Origin of the sequence: Nocardia lasii (assembly GCF_042658545.1) — a bacterium.
Lineage (GTDB): Bacteria > Actinomycetota > Actinomycetes > Mycobacteriales > Mycobacteriaceae > Nocardia > Nocardia lasii.
On the sequence record NZ_JBHSQN010000001.1, the window covers coordinates 354,104 to 373,870 of the forward strand.

Genomic DNA, 19,767 nt, shown 5'->3' on the forward strand with positions numbered 1-19,767 from the left:
CACTCAGGCAGTACCGGCTCAGTTCGCCGATTCGCCCCCGAGCAGGACCGCGTCGGTGAGGGCGGCGAGGCGGGCCAGTTGTTCGGGGCGGGAGTCGAAGCGGAGGAGGCGGCCTACGTCGATGATCTGGCCTACGGCGGCGTGGACGCGGAAGCGGGCTTCGATCGGGTCGCCGTCGAGGAGGTTGGCCCATTCGAGGATGTTCTGGCGTTGGATGGCGCGCAGGCGGTGTTGGTCGGCGGGCGGGAGGTTGCTGAACTCCGCGTAGTAGACCGGCATGATCTCGGGGGTCGCGAAGGTGAGGCGGGCGTGCTGGTCGGCGATGCGGCGGGCGGCGTCGGCGCGGTCCTCGCCTTCGGCCAGTGCTTCGCCGATGGCGACGGCGAGTCGGTCGGCGGTGCGGTGGAAGGCGGCGGCGAGCAGGTCGGCCTTGCTGTCGAAGTGCCGGTACACGCTCGAGGCGTTGATGCCGACGGCGGCGCCGATCTCCTCGATCCCGGACTCGTGGTAGCCGTTGCGGCCGAAGATCCTGATCGCCTCGGTGAGCAGCTGTTCGCGTTTCGAGGTGACCGGAAGCCCCCGCGGCGCGCGGTCGGGTTCGGACTCGGCGGGGGTGGGCGGCAGCTCGGCGCGCACGACCGCCCAGGCCATCTCGCGCTGCACCGCGAGCATGCGCGCGTGCGAGAGCGTGGTGCGGTGGGCGGCGATGGAGGCCAGCGCGCTCAGCGCGCCGACGGAGAGCAGGGTGACGTCGGAGGGGCTCGCGTCGGGCCGCAGTTCGGCGATCGGCGCGGCCACCATGGCCTCGAGTTCGCGGTAGAAGGCGCGGATGCGCACCCGGTCCTCGCGCTCGAGGTAGCGGCGTTCCCAGCGGTAGAGCCCGGCCTCGCGACGGATGTCGATATTACGCTCGGCGACGGCCGTGAGCAGGGCGTCGAGCCGGGCGGCGGGTTCGGCGGCGGGGTCGTCGGCGGCGCGGGCCACATCGCGCAACCCCCGGGCGCCCTCTTCGGCGGCGGCCACGAGCAGCGCGTATTTGTTGGCGAAGTGCCGGTACAGCGCGGGCCCGGAGATCCCCACTTCGGCGGCGATCTCGTCCACGCCGACGGGGTAGTACCCGCGCGCGCTGAAGGCCCGAGCGGCGGCCCGCATGATCTGCATCTTGCGGTCCTTCGGCCTGCGTCGGACGACGCGGGCAGGTGCGGTCGTCAACTCGCAGGCCGCGTCGGCCTCACTGCGATCGGCGACCATGCACTCACTTTCCGTTGCGCGAACCGGGTTGGTCCAGTCAACCTAAGTTAACCACAATTCGCAAACGTCGAGGGCTGGTCACGCAAGAACCGTCCCGCGGGCGACAGGCGCGCCCACGGGACGGTTCGGCGGGGAAACTCAGATACCGAGCCCGCGGGCCAGGGTCGGCCAGGACAGCTTGAGCTCGTCCTTCCAGTAGCCCCACGAGTGGGTGCCGTTGGGTCGGAAGTTGAAGGTGGCCGGGATGCCCAGTTCGTTGAGCCGGGTGGCCAGGTTGTGCGTGCAGTAGTTGGTGCCCGCCTCGATGATGCCGCCGATCACGATCTGGTTGGCCAGACCGTAGGCGCCGGGCAGCGCGTAGGGGCCGTCGAGGGTGTCGTACGGGCCGGGCAGGCCGTTGCCGGTGGAGACGTAGAGATCCACACCGCGCAGACCCTCGGCATTGACGTACGGATCGTTGGCGACCCAGTCGGCCGAGCCCTGCGGGCCCCACATGTTCATGGTGTTTCCGCCGCCCCAGGTCTCGACGGTGACCTTGACGAATTCCGAGCCGATGGGGTCGGAGGTCTGCGCGCACCCGCTGTAGGCGGCGGCGGCCTTGTACAGGCCGGGCTTGGCGATGGGCAGGGCGAGCACGGTGGTGCCCGAGGTGGACAGGCCCGCGATGGCGTTGACGCCGTTGGTGCCAAGGGCGCCGTCGACGAGCGGGGGCAGTTCCTCGGTGAAGAAGGTCTTCCACTTGTTGCGGCCCAGGACCGGGTCGTCGTGGATCCAGTCGGTGTAGTAGCTCCAGGCGCCGCCGATGGGCTGGATCACATTGACGTTCTTGTCCCCGAGGAACGACAGCGCGTCGGTCTTGGCGACCCACGAGGCCGAATCCTCGCCGCCGCCCGCACCGTTGAGCAGGTACAGGGTGGGGCGCGGGACCGTGGCGTCGGCGGGCCGCTGCACGTCGACGATGATGTTCTGGTCCATGGCGCCGGAGTACACGTGCAACCGCAGGCTGCGCGAGTCCTTGACCTCGGCCTTGACGATCTTGGAGCCGTTCGCCGAGACCGGGTTGGCGAGCAGGCTTTTCGAGTCGATGATGGGATCAGCGGAGGCGGGGTGCGCACCGAGGCCGGACATCAAACCGGCGGTCACTGCCATTGCCGCGATCATCGCCGCGGCCCGGGGGCCCCGACGCCGGGTGTGCCGACGCATCAATTTCGCACCTTCGCTTCGTCTCGAATTCGAATCGGTCTCGTTACAACAGCGCGGTCACATCATGCCCCATGGACATCACCGGTGCCACCGCGCCCCGACGCGAGTTGTCACCGCGACTTCGCCTGGCGGTCACCGGCGTCGAGCAGTTCGGCCAGTCGCGGGCCGATCTCGGCCAGTGCCTGCGGCGAGGTCATCTGATCATGCACCACCGGGATGGGCCGATCGTGGATCTCGCCGTCGACATACGGGGCCCAATTGGCCGCCGCCGCCTCGTGTCCGAGCGCGCTGAAGTATTCGAGCGGGCCCCGGTACACCGCGGGCCGGTGTTCGGCGATCAGTTCGGCCGAGCGCACCGCGCTGCGGTAGATGCGCCGGAGCCGTTCGGGGGTGAGCACGGCCATGTTGGGCGGGATGATCGCGTGCAGGGCGGCCAGCGCCTCGTCGTTGAGTTCGCGCACCCCGGCCACCGGCAGCGCTTTGCTGATGTCGACGCCGAGTTCGGCGAGGCCGTCGCGGATGGCGGTGTGGAAGTCGGGCACGTCGATATCGGGGTGCGAGTCGAGCATCGCCAGCAGCGACACCCGCTCCCCCGCCTGCTGGAGTTCGGTGGCGACCGCGTGGGCGAGCACGCCGCCGAGCGACCAGCCCATCAGCCGGTAGGGCCCGTGCGGTTGCTGCGCCCGGATCTCGGCGGTGTAGCGCCGGGCCATCTCGGCCAGGGTGCCGGGCAGGTAGCCGGCCTCGCTGAGCGCGGGCGATTGCAGCCCGAAGATGGGGCGGCGGGCCGGAATGTATTGCGCCAGACCGGCGTAGCACCAGGACAGGCCGTACATCGGGTGGATGCAGAACAGGGTGCCGCCCGCCTCGGTGCCGTGCGGTACCCGGTTGCGGATGGCGAGCAGCACGCCGAGGGCATCATCGGATTCGAGGTCGTAGTCGCCGGTGGCGGACTGGGTGGCGTCGATGCGGTCGGCCAGGCCGGCGACGGTGGCGTCGGTGAAGAACCACTGCACGCGCACTTCGGCGCCGATCCTGGTGCGCAGGCGGCTGATGGCCTTGGTGGCGATCAGGGAGTTGCCGCCGAGTTCGAAGAAGTCGTCGTCGAGCCCGACCTTGCCCGCGCCGAGCACTTCCGCGTACACCTCGGCGACGGCGCGTTGCAGCGGCGTGGTGGGTGGGCGGTAGGCGCGGGTGGTGAAGGCGGGGACGGGCAGGGCCTTGCGGTCGAGTTTGCCGCTGGGGTTGAGCGGCAACGCGGTCAGGGTCACCAGGGTCGAGGGCACCATGTAGGCGGGCAGGGCCGCCCGCGCGTGGGCGAGCAGCGCGGTTTCGTCGAACCCGGTCTTCGGGCCGCTCTCGACGGAGTAGCCCTCGGGCCGAACGGGCGCCGCGTCCTCGGTCGCTTCGGCCGGGACGACGTAGCCGACGAGCCGGTCCCCGGTGGGGCCGTGCACGAGGGCGACGGCGGCGTGACGCACGTCGGGATGATCGAGCAGCACGGCCTCGACCTCGCCGAGTTCGATCCGCTGGCCGCGCAGTTTCACCTGGAAGTCGCTGCGCCCCAGGTATTCCAGGCCACAGTCGGTCCAGCGGACGACGTCGCCGGTGCGGTAGAGCCTGCCGCCGGGGTGGGCGACGAACCGTTCGGCGGTGAGCGCGGGCGCCCCGAGGTAGCCCCGCGCCACTTGCACCCCGTCGAGGTACAGCTCACCGGCGGTGCCGGGCGGCACCGGTCGCAGGTGTCGATCGAGCACGTGGACGCGGGTGTTGGCGACCGGCGAGCCGATCGGAATCCCCACGGCGGTGGCCGGTTTCGCGTCGGCGGCGGTGACCACGGTGGCCTCGGCGGGGCCGTACCAGTTGAGCAGTGTCGCACCGGGCAGCAGTCGCGCGAACCGCTGGGCGGTCGCCGAGGACAGTGCCTCACCCGCCGCGAAGACCCGTCGCAGGGACGGCAGGTCGGTGGGTTCGGCGAGGAACGCGTCGAGCATCGACGGCACGAAATGCACGGTGGTGACGGCACGTTCGGCGATGATCGCGGCGAGGTAGGCCGGGTCGCGGTGTCCGTCGGGCGTGGCGAGGACGACGGTGGCGCCGGTCTGCAAGGGCCACAGCAGTTCCCACGACGCGATGTCGAAGGTGATCGGGGTCTTGTGCAGGACCACGTCGCCCGGTCCGTGCGGGTAGGTGCGCTGTGCCCAGCGGAACTGGTTGACCAGCTGCCGGTGGGTCAGCATGACGGCCTTGGGCGTTCCGGTGGAGCCGGAGGTGTGGATGACGTAGGCGAGATTGTCGGCGCGCGGCGTCTCGAACTCACCCGAACCCGCACGCAGCGTGTCGATTTCGACGACCGGCACCGGCGCGGTGGTGGTGAATCCGGTCGCGGCGAGCACGCAGACCGGCGCGGCCGTGGCCAGCACGCGGTCGATGCGTTCGGCCGGATGGTCCGGGTCGACCGGCACGTAGGCCGCCCCGGTCCGCAGCACCGCGTAGATCGCGGTCACCAGCTCGATGCCGCGCGGCATCGCGACCGCGACGAGCGCCTCCGGTCCCGCGCCCTTCGTCAGCAGTGCCGAGGCCAGTTCCCGCACGCGGTCGTCGAATTCGGCGTAGGTGTAGGAGTTCTCGCCGTCGACGAGGGCGGTGGCGTGCGGTGTGCGCTGGACCTGGGCGTCGAACAGTGATAGCAGCGTCGCCTCGTCGGCCAGTTCGGCCACGTCGGTGGCGTTCGCGGCCGCGAGCGTGGCGCGTTCCTCGTCGAGCAGTACGTCGATCTCGGCGATCCGGGATTCCGGCGCGGCGGTGAAGCGGGCCAGCAGCATCGAGAACCGTTGCGCCAGTGCGTGAGCGGTGTCCTCGCTGAAGACGTCGCGCAGGTATTTCAGCGAGACCCGCACCTGGCTGTCGGCGACGACCTGGACGGTCAGCGGGTAGTGGGTGCCGTTGGTGGCGTCCATGCCGGTGAGGGCGGCCGAGCCGGTCGCGGCCTCGGCGAGCCCGGCGCGGTCCACCGGGAAGGACTCGAACACGACCAGCGAGTCGAAGAGCGCGTCGATGCCCGCGATCTCCTGGATCTCGCCGAGTCCGAGGTAGTGGTGGTCGAGCAGGGCGGCCTGTTCGTCCTGCAACCGGCGCAGCAGTTCGGCCACGGTGTCGCCGGGGCGCAGCCGCACCCGCACGGGGATGGCGTTGAGGAACAGCCCGACCATGCGCTCGACCCCGTCGAGGTCGGCGGGCCTGCCCGAAACGGTGGCGCCGAACACCACGTCGTCGCGGTCGACGAGCCGCGCGATGAGCAGCCCCCAGGCCGCCTGGACCACGGTGTTCACGGTGACGCCGAGGCTCGCGGCGAGTTCGGTCAGCGCGACGGTGTCGGCCGGGGTGAGGGCGAAGCCGGTTTCGCCTGTGCCCGTGGAGATCTCGCGACCCAGATCGACCGGGGCGAGTGGGGTGGGTTCGGCCAGGCCGGTGAGCGCGACGCGCCAGGACGAGCGCGCGGCGTCGAGGTCCTGGTCGGCGAGCCAGGCCAGGTAGTCGCGGTAGGGCGCCACCTTGGACAGGCGCCTACTGCGTCCGCCCGCCACGTAGGCGGTGAGCAGTTCCTGCAGCAGCAGCGGCATGGACCAGCCGTCGATGAGGATGTGGTGGCTGGTGACGAGCAGATGCGCGGCCTCGGCGGTGCGCACCAGGGTGAACCGGAGCAGCGGGGCGGCGGTCATGTCGAAGTGCGCGGCCAGGTCGGTGGCGCGAATGCGCTGGTAGGCAGCGTCTTCGTCGCCCCGACCGGCGGGCCCGGAGGCGGTAGCGGAGCGTGACCGCGCGGGACCCTCGGGAGGGGCGCCATCGAGCACTGTGTCGATGACCCGCCACGGCACGTCGATGTCGTCGATGACCACCTGCAGCGGGGTGCCCGCGGCGTCGGTGGCGAAGGCGACGCGCAGGTTGTCGTGGCGGTCGATCAGCGCCTGCGCGGCTTGGCGCAGCCGTTCGACGTCCACCGCGAGGTCGAGGTCGAGGACGAACTGGGTGATGTAGGGGTCGACCGAGTTCTCCGCGAGCAGGGCGTGGAACAGCATGCCCGATTGCAGCGGCGTCACCGGCCACACGTCGCTGAGCAGCGGGTAGCGGCGGCTCAACCGGTTGAGTTCGGTCTGGCCGAGGGTGACCAGCGGGAAGTCCGAGGGCGTGAATCCGCCCGCGCCGGGCCGCAATCCGTGTTCGGCGAGCCCACCCAGTGCGCGAATCCAGTGCTCGGCAAAGGTTTTGACCTCGGCGGCGGTGAGTACCGCACCGGCGTAGTCGAATCGGGCGACCATGCCGTCGTCGGTGGCGTCGACCGCGAGGACCAGCGCCAGATCGTCGGCGGCGACATCGGTGTGCACCCGGGCCGGGCGCAGGTCGCGCAGCCGCACCGCGAACCGGCCGCGGTCGAGGGTGCGCACGCTGTCGGCGGTCTCGCTGTCGAGGTAGCGCAGCAGCCCGAAGCCGGCACCGTGGGCGGGGACCGCGCGGCGCAGTTCCTTGATCTGGGCCAGGGCCACACCGGCGGCGGGTCCGCCGACGAGCGCGTCGGCGACATCGATGCCGTCCAGGCGCAGGGCGAGGGGGTAGTCGGTGGTGAAGCCGCCGACGACGTTCTCGGCGTCGGCGCGGGCGAGCAGGCGCTGGTCGGCGCGCAGGCGCACCACGGTGCCGAGCACCCGGGCGGCGGCGGTGTCGGCGGCGGTGTGCAGGGCCAGCGCGGCGGCGGTGAGCAGCACCTCGTCGACGGTGGCGCGGTATGCCTCGGCGACCGTGCGCACCGCGGTGCTGCCCTCGCCGGTGATGCTCAGCGACACCCGACTGCGCTGGCGCAGGTCGGCGGATTCGCCTGCCCTGGAACGGATCGCGCGATGCCAGTAGGCGCGTTCGGCGCGGGCGCGTTCGGTGGCGGGGTAGTCGGCGAGCAGCCGGGCCAGCTCGCCGAGCCCGGCGTCGGGTGCGCCGGGGGCGGCGTGGCGGCCCCGGCTCCAGGCCGAGGTGAGCTGGTCGACCAGGGAGCGCCACGAAGTCTCGTCCAGGACAAGGGCATTCGCGACGACGACCAGGGTGGCCGCGCTCTCGCCGTCACCGGTGAGGATGAAGTGGATATTGCGACCCTCGTCGGGGTCGAGCGCGGCGGCGGCCGCGGTGACGATGTCGTCGACCGGCAGCGAGGATTCGCCGTCGGCGGCGTCGAGCCTGCGGAACGCGCCGCCGGTGCGGTCCTCCGGCGGCGGGATCCGCAGCACCGGGGCCTCGCCGGTGCGGTCGAGCCGGGCCCACAGCATCGGGTGCCTGCTCATCACCGCGGCGGCCGCGGCGGCGACGATCTCGTCCGCGCAGTCCACCGGCACATCGAGCAGTACCGCGCGCGGTTCGACGGCGGTCTCGCCCGTTTCGAGCAGTTGCGCGGCGGTGGCGGTGAGCGGCAGGGCGGTGGACGGCGTACCGGGTTCGATGCGGACGACGGCGCGGTCGGCGAGCGCGGCGACGGTGCGCGCGTCGAACAGGTCGCGCGGGCGCAGCACCACCCCGGCCGAGCCGGCGCGCGAGACCACCTGGATGGCGGTGATGCTGTCGCCGCCGAGTGCGAAGAAGTCGTCGTCGAGACCGACGCGGTCGCGATCGAGCACCTCCCCGATCACCCGCGCGAGCACCTTCTGGGCGGGCGTGCGTGGAGCTCGGTACTCGCCGCGTGCCGCGACCGGGTCCGGGAGCGCGCGCCGGTCGAGTTTGCCCGCCGGGTTCAGCGGGATCTCGTCGAGGACGACGATCGCGGCGGGCACCATGTAGTCGGGCAGGACTCGCCCGGCGAGCGCGGTGAGTTCGGCGGGGTCGAGCGCGGCGCCCGGTTCGGGCAGGACGTAGGAGACCAGCATGGTGGAGCCGGTGCCGTTGTCGCGGCCGAGGGTGGTCACCCAGCTCACGCCGGGGGCGGCGGCCAGGACCGCGTCGATCTCGCCGAGTTCGATGCGCAGGCCACGAATCTTGACCTGGAAGTCGTTGCGGCCCACGAACTCCAGCACGTCGCCGCGCCTGCGCACGAGGTCGCCGGTGCGGTAGAGCCGGTCGGCGCCGCCTTCGACGGGAGCGAAGGGGTCGGCGATGAAGCGGGCGGCGGTCAGCGCCGCGCGGCGGTGGTAGCCGCGCGCCAACTGGATGCCGCTCAGGTACAGCTCGCCGGTGACGCCCTCGGCGACCGGGCGCAGGCGGGAGTCGAGGACCAGCGCGCGCAGGCCACGGATCGGACCGCCCATGTGGACGGTGTCGCCGGGACGCAGCGCGTCGCTGATCGTGGCCATGATGGTGGCCTCGGTGGGGCCGTAGCCGTTGTGGAAGTGGCGCTGGGGCAGCGTGTTCCAGCGGGCCACGAGCTCGGCGGGGACGTTCTCGCCGCCGACGATCAGCACGCGCAGGTCCGGCACCCCGTCGGGGTCGAGGGTAGCCACGACGGCCGGGGTTAGGAAGGTGTGGGTGACGCCCTCGGTGCGGATGAGTTCGGCGAGTTCGGTGCCGCCGACCGAACCGGCGGGGGCCACCACGAGGGTGCCCGCGCCGCCGAGGGCGAGCAGCAGTTCCAGCATGGCGGCGTCGAACGACGGTGAGGCGAAAGCCAGTGCGCGCGTGGTGGTGTCGAGGCGGTAGCGCTGCTTCTGTTCGGCGCAGAAGTTGGCGAGTCCGGCGTGGGTGACCACGACGCCCTTGGGCAGCCCGGTCGAGCCGGAGGTGTAGATCATGTACGCGGCGTTGCCGGTGTTCGGCGGGGCCAGCAGTTCGATCTCGCGCAGCGCGACGGTGGCGCAGCCGGCGATCTCGGCGGTGAAGTTGCCGTCGTCGAGCGCGACCCAGCCGCCGCCGGGCAGGGCGGGCAGGTCGGCGCGTTCGGCGGTGAGGGTGATGCCGAAGGCGGCGCCGGAGTCGGCGACCATGTGCCGGATGCGTTCGGCGGGGTAACCGGGGTCGATGGGCACGATCACGGCGCCGGTGCGCGCGATGGCCCAGACCGCGAGCACCGATTCGACGGAGCGTCGAATGGCTACGGCGACAGCCACTTCCGGGCCCGCGCCGCGTCCGATCAGACCACGGGCCAGCTGGTTGGCCGCCGCGTCGAGTTCGGCGTAGGTGAATCCGCGCCCGGCGCCGCGCAGCGCGACCCCGGTGGGGTTGGCCCGCACGGCCTCGTCCATCAGCTGCGCGAGGGTGCGTTCGGGTTCGGCGGGCGCGCCCGCGAAGGTGGTGCTCGCGGCGAGTTCGGCGGCATCGAGCAGGGGGATGTCGCCGACGGCGAGGTCCGGGTCGGCCGCGACGGCCGTGAGCAGTCGGCGCAGGCGGGTGCCGAAGCCCTGGACGGTCGCCGCGTCGAACAGGTCTGTCGCATAACTGAATTCGGCGTGCATTCCGCCGTTGCGCGGTTGTTCGCGCACGGTGAGCAGCAGGTCGAATTTGGCTTCGGCGGTGCGGGCGTCGAGCGCGCCGACCGTGATGCCGGGCAGGTCGAAGGTGACCGGGGCGGTGTTCTCGAACGACAGCGCCACCTGGAACAGCGGGTGCCTGCCGGTCGACCTGGCCGGCGCGACCGCTTCCACCACCCGCTCGAACGGAACATCGGCATTGGCGAAGGCGCGCAGGTCGGTGTCGCGGGTGCGGGCCAGCAGGGCGGCGAACGATTCCCCGTGGGTGATCCGGCTGCGCAGCACGAGGGTGTTGACGAACATGCCGACCAGCTCGTCGAGCGCGCGGGCGCCGCGCCCGGCGATGGGGGTGCCGATGGCGATGTCGTCGGTGCCGGACATCCGGGCCAGCAGCACCGCGAGCGCGGCCTGCACGACCATGAACACGGTGACGCCGTGCGCGCGGGCGGTGGCCGCGAGTTCGGCGTGCAGGGCGGCGTCGATGTCGAACGCGGTGGTGGCGCCGGCGAAGGACTGCACCGGCGGTCGCGGCCGGTCGGTGGGCAGGGCGATTTCCTCGGGCAGCCCGGCCAGTTCGGTGGTCCAGTGGGCCAGTTGGGCCGCGGCCGTGGAGGTCGGGTCGGTTTCGGCGCCGAGCGAGTCACGTTGCCACAGTGCGTAATCGGCGTATTGCAGCGGCAGCGGCGCCCAGGCCGGGGGTGCGCCCGCGGTGCGGGCGGTGTAGGCCAGGACCAGGTCGCGGGTGAGCGGGCCGAGGGAGAAACCGTCGGCGCTGATGTGGTGGGCGACGAAGACCAGGACGTGGTCGTCGGCGGCCAGGCGCAGCAGGCGCAGGCGGAGGGGAGGTGCGGCGGTGACGTCGAAGCCGGTGGCGACCACGCGGCGCACCTCGGCCTCGACGGCGTCGACGGCGACCTCGACCGGGGTCAGGTCGACCCGCATGGTCTCGGGGCCGAGCACGTCCTGGTAGGGCGCCTCGTCCTCGGCGCTGGGCGCGACCGGGTAGCGGGTGCGCAGGACCTCGTGGCGGGCGAACAGGTCGGCGACGGCGCGGCGCAGCGCGGTCAGGTCGAGGCTGCCGGTGAGGCGGATGGCGGCGGGGATGTTGTAGACGGTGGCCTCGGGGTCGAGGCGGTTGAGCAGCCACATCCGCTGCTGCGCCAGCGACAGGGGCACCCGCTCCGGGCGCGGTCCGGCCGACATCGGCGACGCGGTGGCCAGCTCGCTGCGGTGCACGCGCAGGGCCAGGTCGGCGACCGTGGGCGCCTCGAAAAGCAACCGAACCCCGACCTCCCGGTCGAGTGCGGCGCCGATGCGCGCGGCCGCCCTGGTGGCGAGCAGGGAGTTGCCGCCGATGGCGAAGAAGTCGTCGTCGGCGCCGACCGCCTCGAGACCGAGGATCTCGGCGTAGATCTCGGCGACCAACTGCTCCGTCGGTGTACCGGGCGCGCGCACCGAGGTACCGCCGAAGATCGGCGCGGGCAATGCCTTTCGATCCAGCTTGCCGTTCGCGGTACAGGGCAGCGCGTCGAGCACCACGAAGGCATCCGGCACCAGATAGCCGGGCAGCTTCGCCCCCAGCGCTGACTTCACCTGCGCCACATCGACTTCGGCGCCAACAAGATAGGCCACGAGCCGATCACCGAAGTGCGCGTCATGCCGCGCCAGCACCGCGGCCTGCCGCACCTCGGGCAGCCCGAGCAGCACCGCCTCGACCTCACCGGGCTCGACCCGGAACCCACGCACCTTGACCTGGAAGTCACTGCGGCCCAGGTAGATCAGCTCACCACCGCTGCGGGACCGCGCCTCGGTCGCGATGCGGTCACGACCGGGCGACCCGTGCGTCGTGCCCTGATCACCGGCACGCTCCGACAAGGTTTCGGCCTCGATCCGGTCGCGACCGGGCGACCGGTGAGGCGCGCCCTGATCACCGGCACGCTCCGACGAGATTTCGGCCTCGATCCGATCGCGACTGGGCGATCCGTCGGCAATGCCCTGATCACCGGCAAGCTCGGGCGCGCGTCCCGTTTCGCCGCGCTCTGCCGCTCGCGGGTCGAGCGGGTGAGGCGGGCGGCCGGCATTCTGCGCGGAGGCCGCGTTATCGACCTGACCAGCGCGCACCGGAGTCCGGGCTACGAGGTCGCCCGTGCGGTACATGCGGGCACCAGGTTCGAAGGGGTCGGGGAGGAAGCGTTCGGCGGTGAGGGCGGGTTTGCGGAGGTAGCCGCGGGCGAGTTGGCGGCCGCCGAGGTAGAGCTCTCCCCGGACGCCGGGGGCGACGGGGCGGAGGCGTTCGTCGAGGACGTAGACGCGGCTGTTGCTGACGGGGGCGCCGATGGGGACGGTGATCACGTCGGCGCAGGTGACGCGGTGGTCGGTGATCGAGACGGCGGCCTCGGTGGGGCCGTAGAGGTTGTCGATCCTGGTGTCGGGCAGGGCTTTCAGGAGTCGTTGCGCGAGGCCGGCGGGCAGGGTCTCGCCGATCGCGAGCACACGTGCCAGCGTCACACCGCTGCCCGAGCCGAAGGGTGCGGTGCGGTGCGCGGTCCAGTGCTCCGACAGGGCGTCGAGCAGCGAGGGCACCGCGGTCAGGGTGGTGACTCCGGCGTCGGCGATCAGGGCGTCGAGGTAGGCGGGGTCGCGGTGGCCGTCGGGGGCGGCGATCACCAGGCGGCCGCCGCACACGGCGGCGGACCAGAACTCCCAGACCGACAGGTCGAAGGTGGCGGGCGTCTTGAGCAGGAAGGCGTCGGTGGCGTCGGTACCGAATTCCGCGTGCAGCCACCGCAACTGGTTCACCACGGCCGCGTGCGGCACCGCCACGCCCTTGGGGCGGCCGGTGGAGCCGGAGGTGAACAGGACGTAGGCGGTGTTGTCCGGGCGCAGGGGCGCGCGCCGGTCGGCGTCGGTGACCGGGCCGGGGTCCGCCGAGGCGATGGCCGGGTGGTCGACCCGGACCACCGGGGCGGCGTCGGTGCGGAAACCGTTGGTGAGCACGCAGATCGGCGCGGCGGTGTGCAGGATGTAGTCGGTTCGGTCGGCGGGCTGGTCGGGGTCGATCGGCACGTAGGCGCCGCCGGCACGGGTCACCGCGTACATGGCGACCACGAGGTCGATCGACCGCGGCAGTGCCAGCGCGACCAGGGACTCCGGGCCGACGCCCAGCGAGATGAGGTGGCGCGCGAGCCGGTTCACGCGGGACTCGAACTCCGCGTAGGTGAGTTCGAGGCGCCCTTCCGGCAGGTCCGCCACCAGCGCGACCGCTTCGGGCCGGGCATCCGACGGCAGATCGGCCAGGGTTCCAGGAACAGCGAGATCGACTGCCCCACTGACGATCTCGAGCGCACGCTCCTGCTCCGTGCGTAGATCGATATCGCCCACGATCACGGCCGGCTCACGCACCACAGCGTCGAGCAGCAGCCCGAGTCGGTCGGCGAACCCCTGCACCGTCGCGGCATCGAACAGCTCGGTGGCGAAGGTGAAGAACCCCTCGATACCGGCCGCGGACCCCTCCGCGTCGTAGGCGTCGCCGACGATCAGGTGCAGATCGAACTGCGACACAGCCAGTTCCGCCGCCACCGGCGCGATGCGCAGCCCCGGCAGTTCCAGCGCGGCGTGATCCACATTCTGGAACGACAGACCCACCTGGAACAGCGGATGCCGCGCCGTGGAGCGTGGCGGATCGAGTACCTCGACCAGCCGCTCGAACGGAATATCGGCGGCGGCGAAGGCAGCCAGATCGCTGACCCGTTGGGCGGCAACGAGATCGGTGAAGGTGGCGCCACCGTCGTAGCGGGTGCGCAGGACCACGGTGTTGACGAACATGCCGATCAACTCGTCGAGCTCGCGCTCACCGCGCCCCGCGACCGGCGTGCCCACCGCGACATCGGCGGCACCGGAGAGCCGAGCCAGCAGCACCGCGAAAGCGGTGTGCAGCACCATGAATACCGTCGCCCCGGTCTCCCGGGCGATCCCGGCGAGCGCGGTGTGGGTTTCGGCGTCGATGCGCACCGGCACCCGCCCACCCGCGAGCGAGGCCACCGCCGGACGCGGCCGATCGGCGGGCAGTTCCAGCAGGTCCGGCAGGTCGGCGAGTTCACCACGCCAGAACGACAGCTGTTGCGCCGCCAACGAATCCGGATCATTGTCGGCCCCGAGCCGATCCACCTGCCACAGCGCGTAGTCCGCGTACTGCACCGGCAGCGGCGCCCACTCGGGCGCGTGCCCGGCGACCCGCGCGAGGTAGGCGGTGGTCACGTCCCGCACCAGCGGCGCCATCGACGAGGCGTCGGCGGCGATATGGTGCACCACCACGGCGAGCACGTAGTCGGTGGGCGCGTCGGCCCCCTCCCCCGTGACCTCGATCAACCGCACCCGAATCGGCACCTCGGCGGTCACGTCGAACGCCGTCGACGCCAGCGCCGCGACTTCGGCGACCAACGCGGACACCTGCGTTGCGCCCGTCGAGCTCCCCTCGGCCTCCGGTGCGCCGGCCCAGTAGTCCGCCGGACGCGCACCGAGCGACCGCGCCCGATCATCCGATACCGAGCGCTCACCACCGAGGCGGTACACCGCGAAGTCGAGCTCCACCTCGTCCACGGACAGCACCTGCTGAATCGGCCCACTGTCGGTATCGGGGTAGATCGTGCGCAGGACCTCGTGGCGGGCCAGGACGTCGCGCAGGGCGGTGGTCAGGGCGGGGAGGTCGAGGGTGCCGGTGAGACGGAGGGCGAAGGGGAGGTTGTAGGCCGAGGAGGCGGTGCCGGTGCCCTGGTCGAAGCGGTTGAGGAACCACATGCGGCGCTGCGCGGGCGAGAGGGGAAGTTCGGCGGGGCGCGCCACTGTGCCGAGGCCACTGGTCGGCTCGGGAACCGCGTCGGGGTCGAGGCCGGCGGCGAGCGCGGCGACGGTGGGGGTCTCGAACAGGGTGCGAACCGCGATCCGCCCACCGGTGGCGGCACCGAGCCGGGCGACCAGCCGGGTGGCGATCAGCGAGTTGCCGCCGAGGGCGAAGAAGTCGTCGTCGGCGCCGATATCGTTGCGGCCCAGCACTTCTCCGAACAGGTCGGCGACGAGCCGCTCCGATTCGGTGCGCGGCGCGCGGAAGGCGCGGGTCGCGAAGGTCGGGGCGGGCAGGGCCGAACGGTCCAGCTTGCCGCTGGCATTGAGCGGCAGCGCGTCCAGCACCGTGATCGAGGCCGGAACCATATAGGCCGGAAGAGCTTTCGACCCGAAGGCGCGGAGTCGGTCAGGTTCGGCGACCTCGCCGGGAGCCGCGACGACATACCCGACCAGCTGATCACCGAGCTCCGTCGAAACCACCAGCGCCACCGCCTGGCTCACGGATTCGTGCCCGAGCAGCGCGGTCTCGATCTCGCCCAGCTCGACCCGCTGCCCACGGAACTTCACCTGGAAGTCGATGCGGCCCAGGTAGTCCAACCGATGCGGCGCGCTCGCGGACGGTCGCCGCCACACCACCAGGTCCCCGGTGCGATACATCCGGTCCGAGGTGGTGAACGGGTCGGCCACGAACCGGTCGGCGGTCAACCCGGGCCGCGCGACATACCCGCGCGCCAACTGATCACCCGCGAGGTAGAGCTCCCCCGCGACCCCCGGTGGCACCGGACGCAACCGCTCGTCGAGCACGTAGACCCGAGTGTTCCACTGCGGCAGCCCGATCGGCACCGACCGCTCCCCCGCCCGCGCGGGCCAGTAGGTCACCGAAACCGCGGCCTCGGTGGGCCCGTAGAGGTTGTGCAGCCGCGCCGAACAGACCGCCGCCATCGCGTCGACCGTCTCCGCGGGCAGCGCCTCACCGATGACGAACACCTCGCGCAGCGACTCGAGCCCGCTCGCGCCCGCCGCGTGGGCGGCGAACACGGTGAGCATCGAGGGCACGAAGTCGGTGACGGTGACCCGCTGCCGACCGATCACATCGATCAGGTACGCGGGATCACGGTGCCCGTCGGGAGTCGCCAGCACCAGTTTCGCGCCGACCCGCAGCGGCATGAAGTACCCCCACAGCGACACGTCGAAGGTCGTCGCGGTCTTCTGGAGGTACACATCACCCAGTGCCAGTGGGTATTTCGCGAGCATCCACACCAGCTGGTTGTGGATGGCGGCGTGCGAGATCATCACGCCCTTGGGCTTGCCGGTGGAACCGGAGGTGAACAGGACGTAGGCCGGATGACCGGGCAGCAGCGGCGCGCGCAGTTCGGTGGGCTGGACCGGGTCGACCGCCACGCCGGTGTAGTCGAGCTCGTCGAGCAGCAGCAGCGAGACGCCGTCCGGCACCGCGACCGCGTCGGCGCGCGTGCTCAGAACACACGCGGGAGCGGCGGTGTCGAGGATGTAGGCGAGGCGCTCGGCCGGATGATCGGGATCGAGCGGCACATACGCGCCACCGGCGGCGAGCACGGCGTACATGCCGATCACCAGGTCGGGAGACCGTCGAATGGCCAGTCCGACCAGTGTTTCCGGTGCGACGCCCTGGGCGATGAGCACCCGGGCCAGCGCGTTGACCCGCACGTCGAACTGCCGGTAGGTCAGTTCCACATCCTCGTAGACCAGTGCCGTCGCGTCCGGATGTGACTGCACCGCACGGCGATACGCGTCGAGCATCAGCTCCGGCACCACCGGGTGGGCGGTGTCGTTCCAGTTCACCACCGTCAGCTCGCGCTCGGCATCGGTGAGCAGGTCGATGTCCCCGATCGCGATCTGCGCGTCGGCGCTCACCGCGTCGAGCAGGTGGGTGAAGCGCGCGGCGATGGTCTCGACGGTCTCGGCGTCGAACAGATCGGTGGCGTAGGTGAACGAGGCCGCCATCGGGGCGGTCGGGTCGGTACCGGGGACGATGGTGAGCTGGAGGTCGAACCGGGCGACCGCGGCACCGAAGTCGACCGGGGCGGCGTCGAGTCCGGGCAGCCGCAGGGTGGGCAGGTCCAGGTTCTGGAAGAACAGGGCCACCTGGAACAGCGGGTGGTGGGCCTGTGAGCGCACCGGGTCGAGCAGTTCGACCAGGCGCTCGAACGGCAGGTCCGCGTTCGCGAAGGCGGCCAGGTCGGCCCGTTTGGTCTCACGCAGCAGGTCGGCGAAGCTCGCGCGCTGGTCGAGCTGGGTGCGCAGGACCAGTGTGTTGACGAACATGCCGATGAGGTCGTCGAGTTCGCGGGCGCCGCGTCCGGCTACCGGGGTGCCGATGGCGATGTCGTCGGTGTGCGCGAGGCGACCGAGCAGCACCGCGAACCCCGCGTGCACGACCATGAACTCGGAGGTGCCGGTGCGCTGGGCCAGTGCGGCCAGGGCCGTGTGGGTCGCGGCCGGGATCCGAAACCCGAATTCGGCTCCGCGCCCGGTGAATACGGGTGGTCGAGGACGATCGGTGGGTAGGTCGAGGCGGTCGGGCAGCCCGGCCAGCGCCTGGCGCCAGTGCGAGAACTGCGCGGCGGCAAGGGATTCGGGGTCGTCTTCGGCGCCGAGGAGTTCGCGGTGCCACAGCGTGTAGTCGGCGTACTGCACCGCCAGCGGCTGCCAGCGGGGCCGCGACCGGTTGCGGCGCGCGAGATAGGCGCTGAGCAGGTCGCGCAGCAGCGGTTTCACCGAGGCGCCGTCGGCGGTGATGTGGTGCACGGCCACGGCGAGCACGTGGTCCTGCGGACCCAGCTCGGCCAACGCCACCCGCAGCGGCACACCGGCCGCGACATCGAAACCGGTCCCGGCGAATTCGGCCAGCCACCAGGGCAGATCATCCTCGGTGAGCGAGTCGAAGAGCACGTCGGGCACGGCCTCGGCCAGCGGCAACACCACCTGGTGCCCGACGCCGTCCGGCCCGACCGGATACCAGGTGCGCAGCGATTCGTGCCTGGTCACCAGGTCGGCGAGCGCCGCGTGCAGGGCGCGCGCGTCGAACGGACCGGCCAGGCGCAGCGCGAACGGGACGGTCTCGGCGGTGGAGGTCGGATCGAACTGATTGAGGAACCACATCCGCTGCTGCGCCGGGGACAGCGGGATCAGCTCGGGACGTTCCCTGGGGGTGAGCGGGGTCTGCCCACCCACGCCCTTCAAAGGCTCGAGTACTGCGGCGAGCCCTGCGACAGTGGGGTTTTCGAAGACGAGCCCGGCGGGCACCCGGGCGGCGAGATCCGCCCCGAGGCGGGCGGCGGCCTGGGTGGCGAGCAGGGAATTGCCGCCGAGGGCGAAGAAGTCGTCGGCCGAGCCGATCGGGTTCTCCGGGGCGAGCAGCTCGGTGAAGATCCCGGCCACCAGCTCTTCCATCGCCCCCGAGGGCGCCCGGAACTCCGCGGCCCGCAGGGCGGGAGCGGGCAGCGCGGCCCGATCGAGCTTGCCGATGGGCGTCAGCGGAATCGTGTCGAGGACCGTCAGCGCGGTAGGCACCATGTGCGCGGGCAGGCCCGCCTTCGCGCGGGCGAACAGGGCCTCGGTGTCGATCACCGTACCCGGCGCCGGGTGCACGTAGGCGGCGAGAATCGTTGTGCCGTTGTCGAGTTCGTGTCCGATGGTGACCGCGAAGTCCACGCTGTCGTCGGCGGCGAGCACGGCGTCGATCTCGCCGAGCTCGATGCGGAACCCGCGCACCTTGACCTGGAAGTCGTTGCGGCCCAGGTATTCCAACGCACCGTCGACACGCCTGCGCACCAGGTCACCGGTGCGGTACATGCGCCCACCGGCCGGGGCGAAGGGGTTGGTGACGAACCGTGACGCGGTGATCGCGGGACGCCGGTGATAGGCGCGGGCCAGCCCGTTGCCCGCGATGTAGAGCTCGCCGACGATGCCGTCGGGCACCCGCACCAGCCGCTCGTCGAGCACGTACTCGACGACATTGCGGATCGGCGGCCCGATCGTCACCGGCTGCCCCGGCAGCAGCGGCGCGCTGAAGTTGGTCCCCATGGTGGCCTCGGTGGGCCCGTACCCGTTGTACAGCTCGCGCGTCCCACCCCCGGACAGCGGTAATACCCAGCGCCGCACCAGTTCCGGCGGACACGCCTCGCCGCCGGACACCACCACCCGGAACTCGTCGAGCCCGTGCGGATCCACCGACGCCAACACCGTCGGGGTGATGAAGGCGTGCGTGACCCGCTCCCGGCCCAGCACCCGCGCCAGGTCGTCGCCGCCGTACACGCTCGGCGGGACCACCACCAGCGTCGCCGCCCCGCACAGCGCCATCAGCACCTCGAACACCGAGGCGTCGAAGGAGGGCGAGGCCAGGTGCAGCACCCGCGAATCGGGGCCGAGCCGGTAGTGCTCACGCTGGTACTCGTGGACGTTCGCCAGACCCGCGTGGGTCACCACCACGCCGCGCGGCAGCCCCGTGGAGCCGGAGGTGTACACGACGTAGGCCGGATGTTGCAGGCGCAGCGGGCGCACCCGGTCGTCGCGGGTCACCGGGTCGCTGGACTGTTCCTCCGCGGCGCGGTACACAGCCTCGTCGTCCAGGCACAGCCAGTCGATGGTGGTCGGCAGCCGATCGAGCGCGGCCCCGACCGCGAGGCCGAGCACCGCGCCCGCCTCGCCGAGCATGTGCGTGAGCCGGGCGGGCGGATAGTTCGGGTCGACCGGCAGGAACGCGGCGCCGGTCTTGGTCACCGCCCACAGCGCGAGAACCGACTCGGGCGAGCGCGGGATCCCGACGGCGACAACGTCTTCCGGCCCGATCCCGCGCGCGATGAGCACCCTGGCCAGGCGGTTGGCGCGCTCGTCGAGTTCGGCATAGGTCAACCGCACCGGCTCGGACACGCCGTCGAACCACGACAGCGCGACACCGTCCGGGTTCGACTCGACCGCGAGCGACACCAGTTGGGGTAGTGATTTCCCACGCTGCGTGGCACGCGATCCCCGTACGGAGCCGACTTGCCGCTGC

General features: G+C 71.7%; 3 protein-coding genes. All 3 read right to left on the bottom strand.

Annotation, left to right across the window (positions count from 1 at the left end; all coding sequences use genetic code 11):
* Positions 1-18 precede the first annotated feature (18 nt).
* Complete coding sequence (locus tag ACFP3H_RS01720) at positions 19-1,251, bottom strand: TetR/AcrR family transcriptional regulator (RefSeq protein ID WP_378598443.1); 1,233 nt, start codon at positions 1,249-1,251, stop codon at positions 19-21.
* A gap of 138 nt (positions 1,252-1,389) precedes the next feature.
* Positions 1,390-2,412 carry an alpha/beta hydrolase gene (locus ACFP3H_RS01725; protein WP_378599601.1) on the bottom strand — a complete coding sequence of 341 codons (1,023 nt, stop codon included), beginning with the start codon at positions 2,410-2,412 and terminating at the stop codon, positions 1,390-1,392.
* 152 nt (positions 2,413-2,564) lie between these two features.
* Complete coding sequence (locus tag ACFP3H_RS01730) at positions 2,565-19,700, bottom strand: amino acid adenylation domain-containing protein (protein WP_417629250.1); 17,136 nt, start codon at positions 19,698-19,700, stop codon at positions 2,565-2,567.
* Positions 19,701-19,767 lie beyond the last annotated feature (67 nt).